Raw genomic sequence first — 15,795 nt, 5'->3', positions numbered from 1 at the left:
AATATTAAAGCTTGGTAAGCTGCCATTGCTGGTTATAGCTGCTGGCTGCCGGCCATTGTTGTATTGATGATCCGTTAGCTGTATTACCACCGGTATCAAGGTATTTTCCTGTTTGAAGGTTAAGTATCTTATAATAACCATCGCCGGTTGAAACGATAGACCAACGCTGCGAATTATTGGTACTGATAACATAATGCAATACGCTTGATCCATTAGCGGTATTCGAACCAACATCTAAACAGCCATTACCTGTCTGGCAACTCAGCGTGTAGTAGCCCGCAGTGTAACTGATGTTCCATTTTTGGTTGTTGCTTGTTGAGCTTGTATACTGCCCAACAGTAGATCCATCTGCTGTATTTCCAAGGTTATCCAACATCAGTCCGGATGCACGGTTTTTAAGTGTATAACGGCCATCACTTACCGGGCCCTGCCAAACAGGCGCTGCCGACAATTTCCATGACCATCTAAACATATTTGCTGCACCAGGACTTACCTCTGTCAGATTGGTGCTTGATACATACCAGCGATAGGTATCAATATCGTTAACACCAGACCATGCGATCGTACCCATCGAGTTATCCCTTGCATAAGCCAGGTTGCCTGTTAAAAAAGCCTGGTCTTCTTCTACCCCGGTATCCCATTGCCAATAAAAGCCTATGTTTCTATAGCTTTCTACCCCTATTTCGGTTACAATAGTACGTGAAGCATAAGAACCCACCTTGGTCGAAGTCGTATTATAATAAGTATTCCATACATTGTATGAGCCCCAGAACCACCAGTAAGTATGAAAGCCCAGATATTGATTCACCAGGCGCGAGTCGGCCCCAATAGCTGTTACATCGGTAGCATAACCTGTACCATCTAACACACATTTACCATCTGCCGGGCTAAAGGTGGTCAGGAAGTTTGCGTATAAGTTAGCCAGATCCGTACTCGAATAATCTACAGGTTCATTGATCGGTTCATATAACACCGAACTGTTATTTTTGTAAACATTGTCGACAGCTGTCCACATGGTATTCCACTGGGTCAGGTCGGGCACATGATGCACACCAACCGGCCAATAGCACAGAATTACTTTGCAGCCATTAGCAACAATAGCGTTGATAGCAGCCTTGTAAGATGCCCAGTAGCTGGCGTTTTGCGGTGTCCAGGGGTTAATTGGCATACGTATGGTTGTACCGCCGCTGTTTTTAAGTGCATTGGAAATATTGGTGGCTACAGCCGCTGCTGCGGTAGTGCTTATAGAACTTGTCATTCCGCTTGGTAATACCACACGTCCGTCGCCTTCATTACCGTTAGGGTCAGCCCAGTTAATCCCTCTGAAACCGTTAGTGTTAGTAGTGCTTAAAGAAGAGGTTCCTATCGACTTCTTAGTTTTGTTAGCATCTGTTGCGGCAGATGAATTAACGGCATCCTTTTTACAAGCAGCCAAGATTGATACACCGGCGATTATTAGTAAAAGTTTTAAATATTTTCTCATAATATTTCTTAGAAATTGAATATTGGTTGTTTAATCATCAGCGTTTATAATTGATAGTTTTATAAAAGCTGAGCATGGAGGCGGTCTAGCCGGCGATAGCAGACAGCATAGCACAACACCTGCCGACTGTGAGATCATTAAAGGTTTTTTCAAGATAATACGAGTTAGAAAATTAAAATAGTCCAGAGTTTCCGGCCCTGTATTCTTTTCCTGATCAACCGATGTCAAATTCAATATATCACGGATTTGCCACCGGTTTAAACAGGTGTGATGTTGGTTAAGGAAAGTCTGCGTTTATAATGGCTGATATAAATCTCCCGTAAATAACAGGATTAAAAAAGGGGCAAAACCTCAATAATTGAGGGGTAAAGTGTCACTTTAAATAGCTATAGAATCATTTGTTCAACTACAAACGACTATCATCATCTGAAAAAATAACACCGTGAATTTGATTTAGTTAAGGATAAGCGTTAAAAGAATTAGTGTTTAAAATACAGTTATTATTTTTATAATAATATATTTGATGGATTATAAACCACAAATTTCAGATTTCACACCAACAGCGTCACTGCAATAACCTACAGGATATTCGCCGGCGGTTGACAGCAGCGGCCAGTCTGTATAACGATAAAAATTATTAGATTTTTTTCTATGACAAAAACGCTGTTCTTCCTATTAATTAACCTGCTATTTATTGCTGGATTAAAGGGACAAAACCTTTCGGCTTTTCAAAGCGGAGATACAAGAAATTATGCGCTAAGATCATACACCATTCACGATGGCCTTCCGTCCGGCAATATTACGGTGGCGCTTAAAGGCAAAAACGGTTACATGTGGATTGGTACAGATAACGGGCTTTGCAAGTTTGACGGCTATACCTTTAAAAGCCTGGTGAACATTCCCGGCAACCCTAACAGTATCAGTTCAAACTTTATAAATGCCCTTGCCGAAGATAAAAACGGGAAGATATGGGTTGGTACAATGGATGGCCTAAATGTTTTAGACCCCAATACAGAAAAATTTGAAAGGTTTTATCATGATGACCGATCAAAAAACACCATCAGCAATAACAAGATCTTTTCAATTTTTGCTGATAGCGATGGTGTTATTTGGATAGGTACTGATGACGGTTTTAATCAGTATGTTGCAGCCACCCGATCTTTCATTTCCTATAAACCCGACCCTAACAACCAGTTTTCAATAAAAGGGAAATCAGTAAATGCCATAATAGAAGATGACAAAAGAAATCTGTGGCTTGGTAATTGGAGCGGCGGTTTAAACAAGTTTGATAAAACCAGCAAACACTTTATCAGCTTTCCACAAGCCGAAATACCCCATAAAAAAACGGCTAATGATATCTGGAACCTTTACTACGATCACAAAAAAGGCTGTATATGGGTAGGGACTTATTGGAGCGGACTTTTCTGTTTTGATCCAGCCAAACAACGATACACCCCGTTTCCAAGTCATGACAAAACAAATGTAGGTGCGTATAGCATCGACAATGTGAACGACTCCACCCTGGCTGTAGGTAGTAATGCCGGTTTTTACCTGATCAATAAAAACAATAATCAATGGAAAAAGATCGGTAATGCCAATAGTTCAGCCGACGGGTATGTTTATAATGACCATTCGGGTATAATATGGCTTTGCGGTAATGAAGTCCTCACTAAAGTAGATTTTACCCAGTATAAATTTCACTTTATGCCCCTGTCTGTTAAACCGGGCGAGGTAAAGAGCATGTTGCTTCAAGGCACTATGCTTTGGTTAGCAACCAATAATGGTTTATACCGGTTTGACTTAGCCAGAAAGACAGCAAAGCTGTTTCAGCACAGCGGTGACCCAAATTCTATCAGTAGCAACCAGGTTGGCAAAATTTACTTAGATCACGAAGGCACGTTATGGGCTGCAACTGAAAACGGGTTCGACAAATTTAATAGCGGGAACAACCGTTTTATACATCACTCCCACCATTCTGCATTGGGTGCTTTTTTTAATGAAGACGTATTTAGGGACGTTCTGGAAGTAAAACCACATGAATACTGGCTTGCCACAGATGCCGGGCTAAAAATCTTTGACGAGAATAAACAACAGTTTAAACATTATTATAATGACGAAAAGAATCCCGGTTCTATTGCCAGTAACCACGTCTACAATCTTGCAAAAGATAAAAAGGGCAATGTATGGATTGGTACAAGCGGTAACGGGGTAGATCGCTTTGATCCTACAACCGGTATATTTCACCACTATAGTTATAACGATAAGGTACCGGGCAGCCTGAGCAACAACATTGTTCACTGCGTATTTGAGGACAGTAAAAATAATATCTGGGTATGCACGGCCGACGGCCTTAACAGGTACATTCCTGAAAGTGATTCTTTTATTACCTACTCGCGTAAAAACGGGTTCGCAAGTAACGTTTTTAATAATATTGTTGAAGACAATGCCGGAAATTTATGGATTAACTCTGCTATCGGCATATCAAAGTTTACACCTCAAACATCAACGGTTACTAATTTCGACGAGGGCGATGGCGTTTTTTCTCACACCATTATCTGCAAATCAAAAGATGGGCAGATCTATTTAGGTAGTAATGAGGGGATGGTAATTTTCGATCCGGCAAAAATCAATCTGAATACCAACATCCCTAAAATATATTTTACCGATTTTCAGGTATTTAATAAGTCTGTAAAGCCTGGCGACAGTTCTCCGTTAAAAAAGCCAATCGGTGTAGCTGACACGGCATTTCTTACGCACGACCAAAATGTATTTTCTATTGAATTTGTCGCGCTTAATTTTACGCATTCAGAGAAAAATGCTTACCGGTATAAACTGGAAGGTTTTGACCAAAAATGGATCTCAAACAACAACCAACGCAGGGTTACCTATACCAACTTAAACCCAGGCACTTATATTTTTAATGTAGTGGCCAGTAACAATGACGGTGTATGGAACTTGAACCCCAGGCGACTAACCATCATTATATCCCCACCCTGGTACCGCACCTGGTGGGCCTACTCTATTTACGCAATTATACTTGCAGGCCTGATTTATCTGTATCTTTTATATAAAGACCGCCAGGCTAAGTTGAAGTATGAGATACAAATTGCACACTATGAAAGCGAAAAGGAAAAGGAGCTCAGTGAAAGGAAACTTGCTTTTTTTACCAACATTTCGCATGAGTTCAGAACTCCGTTAACATTGATTATCAACCCTGTTAAGGAGCTATTAAGTAATGACAAAAAGGAAATAAACGCCTCTGAACTTAATATTGTTTACAGAAATGCGCGCCGGTTATTAGGTCTGGTAGATCAGCTGCTTCTTTTTAAAAAGGCAGAATCGGCATCAGATCAGCTTAGGATAAGCCAGGTAAACATTGTTGAACTTTGTAATGATGTTTACTTATGCTTTGCACACGAGGCAAAGCGCAAACATATCGAGCTTACGTTTACCACGTCAGCAGATTGTTTAAACATCTTTGCAGACCGTGAAAAAACAGAGATCGTAGTGTTTAATTTGCTCTCAAATGCCATTAAGTTTACTCCTAAACATGGCAAGATCAGTATCCGGGCGGAAGAATCTGAAGAAAGCGTATCTATAACCGTAGAAGACACCGGCCCGGGAATTTCGGCAGACATAGGTGATAAACTTTTCGACCGTTTTTACCAGGTATCAGAACCGTCAGGCGTTTATACTCAGGGGTTTGGTATCGGGTTATATCTGGTCAAAAATTTCATAGAGCGGCAGAAGGGAATGGTAACCTATCATAGCGAGCCCGGAAAAGGAACAACCTTCACCGTTACATTACAAAAAGGGCAATCACATCTGAATGGGCAGCTTATACTTAATCAGCATGCCCCTACATCAGGATTTTTAAAAGAACTGCTCGACAGCGAAATTAATACTGACAACCAAAAGCCAATAAAAAACACGGCTGACGAACCGGCTATTTCTGAGCTGAAGACACTATTGATTATTGACGACAACCAGGATATAAGAGATTATCTGCGCCAGACTTTCCAATCTGAATATCAAGTTCTTGAAGCCTCAAATGGCGAAGATGGAATAAAAAAAGCAAATAAACACTGGCCTGACATTGTTATTTGTGATGTGATGATGGATGGAATAACAGGTATAGAAGTATGCGCTGCACTTAAAGGGAATATGGCGACCGCGCATGTCCCGGTAATTCTTTTAACAGCAAGTGCATCAAACGAAATAAAACTGAAAGGTATTGAGGGCGGTGCGGACGATTATATTAGTAAACCTTTTGATAAAGACATACTGAAAGCAAGAGTTACAGGGCTTCTTAAAAGCAGGAACACCTTACAGCAATATTTTTATAATGAAATTACGCTGAACAATAATCCCCAAAATATCTCTATCGAATACAAACGTTTCCTGGAATCTTGTATACAGATTGTTGAAGAACATATCACAGACCCTGCTTTTAACCTTCAAACATTAGCATCGGAGTTAAACATGTCCTATTCCGGAATCTATAAAAAAATTAAGATGATCTCGGGGCAACCTGCTAACAGCTTCATCAGATCGATCAGGTTACGAAAGGCGGCACAACTTTTTGTACACAGCGACTTAAATATTTATGAAACAGCTTATGCAGTAGGTATAAAAGATATTAAATATTTCAGGGAGCAATTTAAGAAGGTGTTTGACTTAAAGCCATCAGAATACATTAAAAAGTATCGCAAAAACTTTAAAAGTGAGATGGCAAATCATGTGAGTGAAAAGGGAAAAACTAACTCCTAACTTATTATAAATAACATTTTTGCAGCACCCTAGCATATGTTTTAACTTAAATATTAAAATAATATAACACACTAAAAAGAAATACATTTAATATATAAGCTTTAATTTGCTTTATGATTAAAGCAATACCCTTTTGTATCCATTTATCATTTGTACTACCTTTTTGGTAAATAGTGGCATACTCTCCCCATACTTAAAGATATTTTCGCATACCCTTTTGATGTACTCAGATTAGCTTGCTGATCCGCGAAATAGCTTTATACGTTTATAGCTTGCCGATCGGATCTCACGCTGAAATAAGTGCAGTTGATTTAAACACATTGATGTATAACCGCCAAGTGTACTGACATACTATGTTTAACTTAATATACCCCTTCTATGAAAAAAAAGTTATCTGCTTTACTGGCACCATTAATGGTGTTGGCAAGTTGCACTAAAAATCAGGTGCAGGAACCCACGCCACAACAGTCGGCTTTGGCTAACAAATCATTACAGGTAGCCGCAACAAACAGTACAGCGCTTATTGACGGAGGAACAGTTTACCAGACTATGGATGGCATCGGATTTTCGAGCGCCTGGTGCGGTAAGTTGAGTGCTGCGAAAAATAATGCGCTTTACAACACACTGGGCATGTCATTATTAAGAGTCCGTGTTGACCAGAACAGTGCTAACTGGGGAGACGAAACGGCGAACGCAGCCGCTGCCCACGCTGCCGGGTTAAAAGTTTTAGGATCAGAATGGTCGCCACCGGTAGCATGGACCAGTAACGGCAAAAGTACCGGTGGGTACCTGCTACCCCAATATTACAGTAACTACGCCAGTTATTTAAATCAGGCGGCCAATACAATAGGTATTGACTATGTATCTTTTCAAAATGAGCCAGATATTGGTTCGGTTGCATGGACACCGGCACAGATATTAACTTTCGTTAAAAATAACTCGGCAACCATCGGAAAGCCAATCGTAATGCCGGAATCTTTCCATTTCGATGACAACTATTCAGATCCTGTTTTAAACGATGCCGATGCTGTGAATAAGGTAACCTTTGTTGGCGGCCATATTTATGGATCGGGATTGTATGTACACCAAAATGCACTTAATAAAGGCAAACACGTTTGGATGACAGAATACTACATCAACGGACAAAATGATATTACTGCCTGCTTAAATATTGCGAAAAACATCAGCGACTGTGTGAACAGCCAGATGAGTGCCTATTTCTGGTGGTGGGTTAATGACACTGATACTAACGTTAACCTGGTAAATAACGATGGTACAATTTTTAAAAACGGGTATACCATGGGGCAGTTTGCCAAATTTGTGCGGCCCGGTAAGTCGCATATCTCAGCAACTTACAATCCAAGTTCAAATGTATATGTAACTGCTTACAGAAATGGCGGAATTGTGGTAGTAGCAATTAACATGGGCACCACGGCAGTTAACCAGGCATTTAACTTTCAAAACATTACCGGCTTAACATCAATGAATGTTACCCAAACATCCAGCACCCAAAATATGGCTAATTTAACCGGTGTTGCTGTAACTAATAATGCTTTTACCTATACCCTACCTCCGCAAAGTATCACCACCTTTCATCAATATTAATTTAGTTATCTAATATTGCTTTGCCACAAGCCGGTATGCATCTGCATACCGGCTTGTGGCATTTTTATTTATGGCAACCATAACCTTAACTACAGGCCTTTAGGGTAGTAACTTTAACGGCTCTATGCCATAAGCTATCTTCCACCGATCTATGACGAGCTGTTCCAGGGCTATCTGGCGGTATTCGTCCGGGGCCATTATCGGCACACCATAAATAATCGGATAATTCCTTTTACACTCGGTACAGGTCAATATGCCGTCTATTACATTTTGTTCCACATCGTGCGCTAATGTTTTCAGTTGCAGGTTATGCTTATCAAATGGGCAGCATAATTTAGCGATGGTTGTTAATTTCATTGAAAGTCTATTTAGCCGGTTAAGGCATTTTTGTATTGTTTAACTTTTAGATAAGGGTCATCCGCAGTCATGATACCAGAGATCACAGCTACGCCATCAAAAGTGATCAGTTTCCGCAGATCAGCGGTGTTTTCAGGCGTGATGCCGCCTGATACAAATAAAGGCAGATCAGTCATGGTTTTTGCCTGCCTTACTGTCGAAGGCATTACAATATCGCAGCTACCGGCAGACGGTGATGGAAACATCGCACAAAAGGATACATAATTCAGGCGTTTTTCATTAGCCCACTTTACGATGTCCAGGTCGCCCGAACAGGTAATTCCGGCTATGAAATCCTTTTCAACTTTATTTCGAATCAGATCGTAGTCTTCCGGGATACCATCAAAGTGAACACCGTCCAGTTCCGGTGATTCCATCATCAATTGCCAATTATTATCTATTAATAATGGCACATTGTAAACGCTGCAAAGCTTGGCAACAGCATGAATAAAGAGTTTTTTATCAGCACCAGTAAGCCAATGATCCCAAATTTGCACAGCCTGTAAGCCTCCCTTTAATGCGTCGGACAGCTTAGATAACAGCAATGAACTTTCCATACCTGGATCAATAACCAGGTACACACCACCTGTTATCATCTGTTTATTACTCATTTCCAGCTGCGTTTAAGGGCGTTAAAAAATGCTGCCCAGTAGGGATCACGTTCAAAATAAGGCATGTTTTCTTCTTTGCCATCCTTAACCAGGATGTAGCCGCTTTGCTTATCTGCAAACTCCCCGATCACCGTAGCTTTAATGTTATTTTTTGCCAGGCAGGCTAATACCGATTGTACACCATCAGGATTCACCGCCATCACCATAGCCCCGGCACCTATACAAAAACGTGCATCGATGCCAAACAGTTCGGTTATTTGCTGCTGTGCATCACCCAATGGTAAAAGATCATTTTGCACACGCACGCCTAAACCGGAAGCAATAGCCATTTCATAAACGGCACCCAAAACCCCGCCTTCTGTTACGTCATGCATGGCCGTCACTTGCTTTGTAGTTGCAGCGGCAAGGGCGTCTGGCAAGGAAGAGGTTTCATAGAACAACGCACATGCCTTGTTGTAGATTTCATTGCCAAGTTTATTCTTCACTGTTTCCGGAAAACTCATTGCCAGTATGGCAGCTGAAGAAAGTGCGCATTCCTTGGTCACAATGATCACATCACCCTGCCTTGCGTTGCTGCTCAGTAAAATATCATTAATCGGCGCCGTCAGTAACATGGTACCGCCGCCAGCAATGGTGGAGTTTTGCTCCTCAATGCTCCCGGTATGCCCGCCCGTGATAGCAACACCAATAGCGTCACAATACTGATGGATGTAATCCCAGTAACGGGTAAAGTCTTCTTTACTTAAACTAACAGGCAGGTTGAGCACCATCTGGGCATACATGGGCGAAAAACCGGTAGTGGCCATGTCATTGGCCATTAAATGTACCGAAAGCCATGCCGATTCTGCCAAACCCAGAGTGGGAATCAATGACAGCGGATCGCTCGTTAAGGCTAATCCCTGGCCACCGCCAATATCTATCAATGATACATCTACACCAAATGCTGCTCCCCGTTTTACGTTATGGCGTGGGTGCCCCAACCGCGGCAGTATGACTTCGTCAAAACCGCCGCCCGAAATCTTTCCAGATGTTGCTGACATAGCCGGTAACTTAATCACTGAATTTGACATACAACCCAAAGAAATCGCCTACCGGTACGCTCCATTGCTGAACGGGGAACCATTCGGGCAAACCTGTACAAGTCCACTCCAGGCTATAAGAGCGCCCTTGCAGTGCCTCTTCAATCTTTTCGATCAATAATTTCGGCGTATAGAAGGTTGCCGTTACATAGAACGGATTTTTCCCGAAGAGTTGCTGTACACGCCTGCGCAGCACTTTTGGCGAGTTGCGGTTCATCATGCCAAACGCAATACCATGCCGCCCAACCCGTGCAGCCTCGCGGATCACCTGTACCGGATCGCGATAGTATTCAAAAGTGGTAATAAAGGCTACTGCATCAAAAGTATGATCTTTAAAGGGCATAAAGTGAGAGTCGGCATTCACCAGGTCCCCTTTAAATAAGTGAACGGCCTGTCCCAGCATAAAGGGAGAAAGATCTCCTCCGGTTGCGTCTATACCTATTTCGTGCCACCATCTTGTAAAGCGGGTAGTGCCGCAGCCAAATTCCAGCAATTCTTTTATGCGGGGATCCTTGCCCAGCAGTTGCGCCATTACTTTCTTTTGCCACACTTCGGCGCGCTTGTAACGCCCTTCGTACCATTGCTCATAAGTATCTGTGTGTTCGCGGTTGAAAAACCATTCTTTACGTCCCTGCCAGTTGGTTAGCTGCCGGGTCATAAGACCAAAATCGCCGTTTTGTCTGATTTCCATCATCAATAGGTGTTAAATGTAAAAGCCTTGCTCCCGGTCGCATAAATACAACGACAGAAACAAGGCTTTTCCTATTGAATAACAGCAAGCTGCTGTAATAGTATGATTAGCCCATGCATCCCTCCGCCGGTATTATCCGTATCAGGTTTATCGGGTATTATCTCAGCCTTTACCTCGTCAGCAAAAGCACCCCGTGCAAGTATGGCGGCAAGGTAGTCATCTTTAACTTAACTACAAATCGTTTTTGCAGATAAGTTTTAAAGGTTACAAAGGGTTGAAAGATTAAGTCGGCTTGCATTATTAAACGATTCGGCATACTTTGTAGCGTGGAGCAATGAGCTCTCTTGATAAAGTATCTATTAAATGACAAAGTGTTTTTTGAAATCACTCGTCCGGTGCGATCATACATTGTTACTTTAGTCTGTAGAATTTGAGGTGAGTACTTATGGAAAAAATGGTCAGCATATTAGGTTGCGGATGGTATGGGCAAGGGTTAGCAAATGCTTTGCTACGAAAAGGCTGGTTGGTAAAAGGTTCAGTGACTAAGTATGAAAAGCTTGCATTGTTACAGCAGCAGGGGATTCAACCATTTTTGATTGATCTTCAAAATCTTGATAGCACTATCGGGCTTGATGACTTCTTTACTTGTGATACACTTATCATCGCCTGTAATGTTAACCTGGGTAACAGAGCAAATTATCTGTTAGAAATACAGGCTCTGATCAAAAAAATTAAGACCTCGGCAATAAGAAAAATAATTTTCATCAGTTCGGTAAGTGTTTATGGCGAACCATGCATGGTTGTAAATGAGCAAAGCCCCCCTCATCCTGATACTGAATCTGCGCAGTTATTATTAGCGGCTGAAGAGTTGCTTTTAGCCGAGACGCAGCTTGATGTTACCATCTTAAGATTTGGCGGACTTATAGGCCCCGGCCGTATGCCGGGAAAATTTCTTTCCGGTAAAAAGGATATCCCCAATGGCCTTGCACCGGTAAATTTGATCCATTTGCAGGATTGTATCGGCTTAACGCAAGCACTCATCAATTCAAAAAAAATGATCCGGCACCTAAACGGCGTTAGTCCGGATCATCCAACAAGGAAAGATTTTTACTGCCTTGCCGCCGAAACTGAAAAGCTACCATTACCAGATTTTGTCCTGGATAAGCATAAGTGGAAGGAAGTTAACAGTCTACATGGTCACAACTTTTATGAATACCAAGTCTTCAATTTAACTAAATGGTTGTTTATTACGAACTATCGATAGCTTAATGGGTTAGTGCTTTTACATTTACCTTTGCAACCTGTGATATTAAGTATCAGTAACCAGGCCTGCTTTTCTTTTTGGACCTCTTAATCCGATACAATATTTTTTCAGATGGTGTAAGGGTAATACAAAGCTTTGTTGTCTAAAACCTAAACAGCATTAAAGAATTTCAAATAAGTCGAAAGAATTGTATACCAATCAAAATGAGCAAAACCCCGGGATGATTAATCTGGAAGCAGATAGTCCGGATTTCGACAACCTTTACCTGACGTACTTTAACGCCTTACACCGATATGCTTATACGATGGTGGCTGATAAGATCATTGCTGAGGAGATGGTACATCAGGTGTTCTGGAAAATTTTGGAAAGAAAGGAAGGAATTCAGATCCATACTTCCATAAAGGCTTATCTGTACAGATCAGTCTATCACGAGTGCTTAAATTATTTTAAGCATCAAAAAATCAAACAAGCTTATGAATCAAATGCCGTGAACCAGGAAAAAAGCTACTCAGATCATACCGTTAACAAACTGCAATACAAAGAACTGGAGCAAAAGGTAAAAATGGCTATTAATGGGCTTCCGGAACAATGCCGCACCATATTTCAGCTCAGCCGTTTTGAGGAATTAAAATATGCTGAGATTGCACATCAGCTTGGATTATCGGTAAAAACAGTAGAAACGCAGATGAGCCGGGCACTTAAAAAACTCAGGGTACAGTTGGTTGATTATCTGCCGCTACTCATGTGGTTCATGCTCAACTATTTGTAAAAATCATTACGGCTAAATCATGAAAATAGATGACGATATATTAATTACTTACCTGCTTGGTGAAACTACTGAAGGGCAGCGCGCGCAGGTAGAAGCCTGGTTAAAAGCAGATACTGCCAATGAGCGTCGTTTGGAACAGTTCAGGTTAATTTGGCAGGTAAGTAACAGCAGTGACTTGAACGAAACATTTGATGCAAAAGCATCTTTAGAAAGGTTCAAACAAAAAACGCTGGATCGGCAGAAAAATACAGCCAAAATACTGCCATTAAAGTGGTCATATACATGGCTGAAGATAGCTGCCGCACTGTTTGTGATAGTCGGTGGTGGATGGTGGTTATGGACACAGCGGCCGGCATCGCAGCTACAACTGACCACTGCCCGTCTGGAGGTGAAAGTCGATACACTGTCAGATGGGTCTGTCATCACTTTAAATCAAAACACTGTTTTTAAATATCCAGAAGTATTTAAAAGCCAACAAAGGACAGTGGAACTTCGTGAGGGCGAAGCTTTCTTTAATGTGGCACATCAGGTTAATAAACCTTTTATCATTAATGCGGGAAAAATCAGCATACAAGTACTGGGCACATCCTTTAACGTTAAAAATAAAAATGGCAAAGTAGAAGTTATTGTAGAAACCGGCATGGTAGCTGTAATAAAAGCCGGTAAAACTGTGATGCTCAGGCCGCATGAAAAACTAAGCATCGCTTCAGTTAATGATCGCATGGTTAAGTCTTACAATACCAATCAACTTTATCAATACTACCGTACCCATGAATTTGTGGCAGACGATACGCCGTTATTACAGATGGTGAATACCTTAAATGAAGCATATGACAGTCACATTGTGATCAAAAACCCTAAGCTTTACGGTTTATTGCTGAATACGACATTTAAAAACGAATCTTTAGATGATATTCTGGATATCATTAGCAGAACATTCAATGTGAAGGTAGTTAAAGTTGACAGTACTATTATTTTAAAATAACCATTGGACTGTTGATGATAAAACGCTACTCAAAAAATCATAACATATTCAGGTCAGCAACAGTAATCATATTATTTGTTCTGTTAGCAGCTTTAAGAGTAAATGCCCAGGGGCTTTTAGATAAGCAGGTCACTATTAATTACGATCGACAGCGTATTGCGGAGGTGCTGAATGAAATTGGCCGTCAGGGTCACTTTTATTTCTCTTATGAGGGAAAGCTGCTCCCCAAAGACAGTGTGATTGCGCTGCATGTAGCCGGCAAAGTATCAGACATCCTTACATCTCTTTTTCATAACCGGTTTGCCTATGAGGAGCGAAAGAATTATCTGATTATTACATCACAGCTACGACAGTTTTCGATGATCAATACGGATATTACAGACGAAAACAGCTCATATTCGGTTAGCGGACTGGTTGCCGATGAGCGAACCGGTGAAAGGCTGATGAACGCCAGTGTTTACGAAAAGCAGCAACTGGCTTCTACGCTTACTGATGAGCACGGCTATTTCCGCCTGAAACTTAAAAACAGTAATACGGGTACTATTCGAATTACCGTAAGTAAACTGCACTACAAAGATACCGCCATCAACTTTTTGCAAACTGTATCGGTCAATAGCAGAAACAATGCGAAGGACTATATGAATGTCCACAACCGGGCTAATGGCATTGAACGGACCGGCTTAGGAAGCCTGTTTATCTCTGCCCGGCAAAAGATACAAAGTTTAAACATTCCGGATTTCTTTGCCAAACGCCCCTTTCAGGTTTCTTTAACCCCGGGACTAAGCACGCATGGTATGTTCAGTCCGCAGGTAGTGAATAAATTTTCACTCAACCTGGCGGGTGGTTATACTGCAGGTGTAAACGGGCTTGAAGTCGGTGGGCTGTTTAACATTAATAAACAAGATTCGAGATACCTGCAATTGGCAGGCATATTTAACCTTGTTGGTGGTAACATGACGGGCTTACAACTATCCGGAGCCCATAACCTGGTACTGGATACCCTTAGGGGTGTTCAACTGTCGCTGTTTACAAATAAAACCGAAGCGCAGGTATCAGGCTTGCAAATGAGTGCGCTGCACAATGAAACCCGGCATCTGAAAGGCCTGCAGATAGGCTTGGTAAACGTTGCCGATACGTCTGATGGAGCCAGTATAGGGATCCTTAATATCACACGTAACGGTTTTTATAAAGTTTCTTATTTCGTTAATGATTTAGCCAACGCAAATATTGCCCTTAAAACAGGGACACATGCTTTTTACAGCACCCTGCTGACCAGCGTTAATCTGTTACCCAACAAAAAGTTTTATGCATTAGGCCTGGGGATAGGACACGATTTCATATTCAGCGACAAAGTATACTTATCAGCCGAGGCAAACTATCATTTAGCTAATAATACACAGTGGGATAATCAATGGGGACAAGCGAAACTGTTGCTTAACATACAGCTTACACCTCACCTGAGCTTGGTGGGCGGCCCCACTTATAACTATTATAAATATAATCATAACTGGCATGTACCAGGATATGAAAATGTAACTCATGCCCCTGAATATTCGGCAACATTACCCATCGGAACAACACAAACCAGAAATTGGTTAAGCTGGGAAGCCGGGATAACTTATAACGGCATGTTCAAACCGGCAAATAAGACCATTGATAATTCGCAGGCATGGTACTTGAATGTGGCAGCTACAACTGGTATAGGATGGGATGAGCCGTATCGATTGGTGTCTGGCGGCGAACTTTCTCTACAACGCGATTTAGGCTCCAGTCTTACCGGGATATTATCAGCAGGATACACACATATAGCTACAGATAAGGATGTGAAGCCAGTTAATATAATCCCCCTTCAGGCAGGCGCCCGGCTTAGTATGACCAAAACGTTGTTTATACAGGCCGAACTTGGTGCTGCATTTGGACCAAGTGAAGAATATCCTGTTTATTTAAATTCAGATGGTTCCTACGTTACATATCTTAAACCCTACCGTGCTTTAATGTACAGCATCTCCGGCGGTTTTAGCTTCCGTAGCGGACTGGAAGCCGGACTAAAGTTTGAAGATTATGGAGTGCAATCCCAATACAAGCAGTTTGCATTACGACTGGGCTACCGGTTAAAGCTTAGTAAATAATTTACAACACGTT

At 41.6% G+C, this 15,795-nt stretch carries 11 protein-coding genes and 1 riboswitch; of the genes, 6 read left to right on the top strand and 5 right to left on the bottom strand.

The features are described 5' to 3' along the window. Window positions 1-4 precede the first annotated feature (4 nt). The gene (locus PQ461_RS09945; protein ID WP_274303838.1) at window positions 5-1,483 is read right to left on the bottom strand and encodes an RICIN domain-containing protein; all 1,479 of its coding nucleotides are present in this window, start codon (window positions 1,481-1,483) and stop codon (window positions 5-7) included. A 651-nt stretch (window positions 1,484-2,134) separates the two neighbouring features. Here PQ461_RS09945 and PQ461_RS09940 point away from each other — a divergent pair. Beyond that, window positions 2,135-6,253 carry a hybrid sensor histidine kinase/response regulator transcription factor gene (locus PQ461_RS09940; RefSeq protein ID WP_274303837.1) on the top strand — a complete coding sequence of 1,373 codons (4,119 nt, stop codon included), beginning with the start codon at window positions 2,135-2,137 and terminating at the stop codon, window positions 6,251-6,253. Window positions 6,254-6,631: 378 nt separating this feature from the next. After that, window positions 6,632-7,858 (top strand): glycoside hydrolase, encoded by a 1,227-nt coding sequence (locus PQ461_RS09935; protein WP_274303835.1) that lies wholly within the window; start codon window positions 6,632-6,634, stop codon window positions 7,856-7,858. A gap of 99 nt (window positions 7,859-7,957) precedes the next feature. Here the strand turns inward: PQ461_RS09935 and PQ461_RS09930 are convergent, their stop codons facing one another. From PQ461_RS09930 to PQ461_RS09915, 4 genes are read right to left on the bottom strand one after another with little or no spacing between them, the layout of a single operon-like run. Beyond that, window positions 7,958-8,215: a Trm112 family protein gene (locus PQ461_RS09930; RefSeq protein ID WP_274303833.1), complete on the bottom strand. Its 258-nt coding sequence runs from the start codon at window positions 8,213-8,215 to the stop codon at window positions 7,958-7,960. An 11-nt stretch (window positions 8,216-8,226) separates the two neighbouring features. Next, on the bottom strand, window positions 8,227-8,865 hold the full coding sequence (locus PQ461_RS09925) for a thiamine phosphate synthase (RefSeq protein WP_274303832.1): 639 nt from the start codon (window positions 8,863-8,865) through the stop codon (window positions 8,227-8,229). Beyond that, a complete protein-coding gene (locus tag PQ461_RS09920; RefSeq protein ID WP_274303831.1) occupies window positions 8,862-9,905 on the bottom strand; it encodes an AIR synthase family protein in 1,044 nt (347 codons plus the stop codon). Before PQ461_RS09920 ends, PQ461_RS09925 begins: the two co-directional genes overlap by 4 nt. 10 nt (window positions 9,906-9,915) lie before the next feature. Then, window positions 9,916-10,638: a class I SAM-dependent methyltransferase gene (locus PQ461_RS09915; RefSeq protein WP_274303829.1), complete on the bottom strand. Its 723-nt coding sequence runs from the start codon at window positions 10,636-10,638 to the stop codon at window positions 9,916-9,918. A 98-nt stretch (window positions 10,639-10,736) separates the two neighbouring features. Further along, a riboswitch (TPP riboswitch) is annotated at window positions 10,737-10,839 on the bottom strand. 241 nt (window positions 10,840-11,080) lie between these two features. On the opposite strand from PQ461_RS09915, the gene PQ461_RS09910 reads away from it, so the two are divergent. From PQ461_RS09910 to PQ461_RS09895, 4 genes are all read left to right on the top strand, one after another. Then, window positions 11,081-11,899, top strand: a complete 819-nt coding sequence (locus PQ461_RS09910; RefSeq protein ID WP_274303827.1) for an NAD(P)H-binding protein — start codon at window positions 11,081-11,083, stop codon at window positions 11,897-11,899. Window positions 11,900-12,086: 187 nt separating this feature from the next. Then, window positions 12,087-12,668: an RNA polymerase sigma-70 factor gene (locus tag PQ461_RS09905; RefSeq protein ID WP_274303825.1), complete on the top strand. Its 582-nt coding sequence runs from the start codon at window positions 12,087-12,089 to the stop codon at window positions 12,666-12,668. Between the two features lie 19 nt (window positions 12,669-12,687). Then, entirely contained in the window at window positions 12,688-13,653 is a 966-nt protein-coding gene (locus PQ461_RS09900) for a FecR domain-containing protein (protein WP_274303823.1), read from the top strand. A gap of 14 nt (window positions 13,654-13,667) precedes the next feature. After that, on the top strand, window positions 13,668-15,782 hold the full coding sequence (locus tag PQ461_RS09895) for a carboxypeptidase-like regulatory domain-containing protein (RefSeq protein ID WP_274303821.1): 2,115 nt from the start codon (window positions 13,668-13,670) through the stop codon (window positions 15,780-15,782). Window positions 15,783-15,795: the final 13 nt, after the last annotated feature.

Origin of the sequence: Mucilaginibacter sp. KACC 22063 (assembly GCF_028736115.1) — a bacterium.
Classification (GTDB): domain Bacteria; phylum Bacteroidota; class Bacteroidia; order Sphingobacteriales; family Sphingobacteriaceae; genus Mucilaginibacter.
Note: the sequence above shows the minus strand (reverse complement) of the source record. Positions and strands in the feature narration are given on the sequence as shown.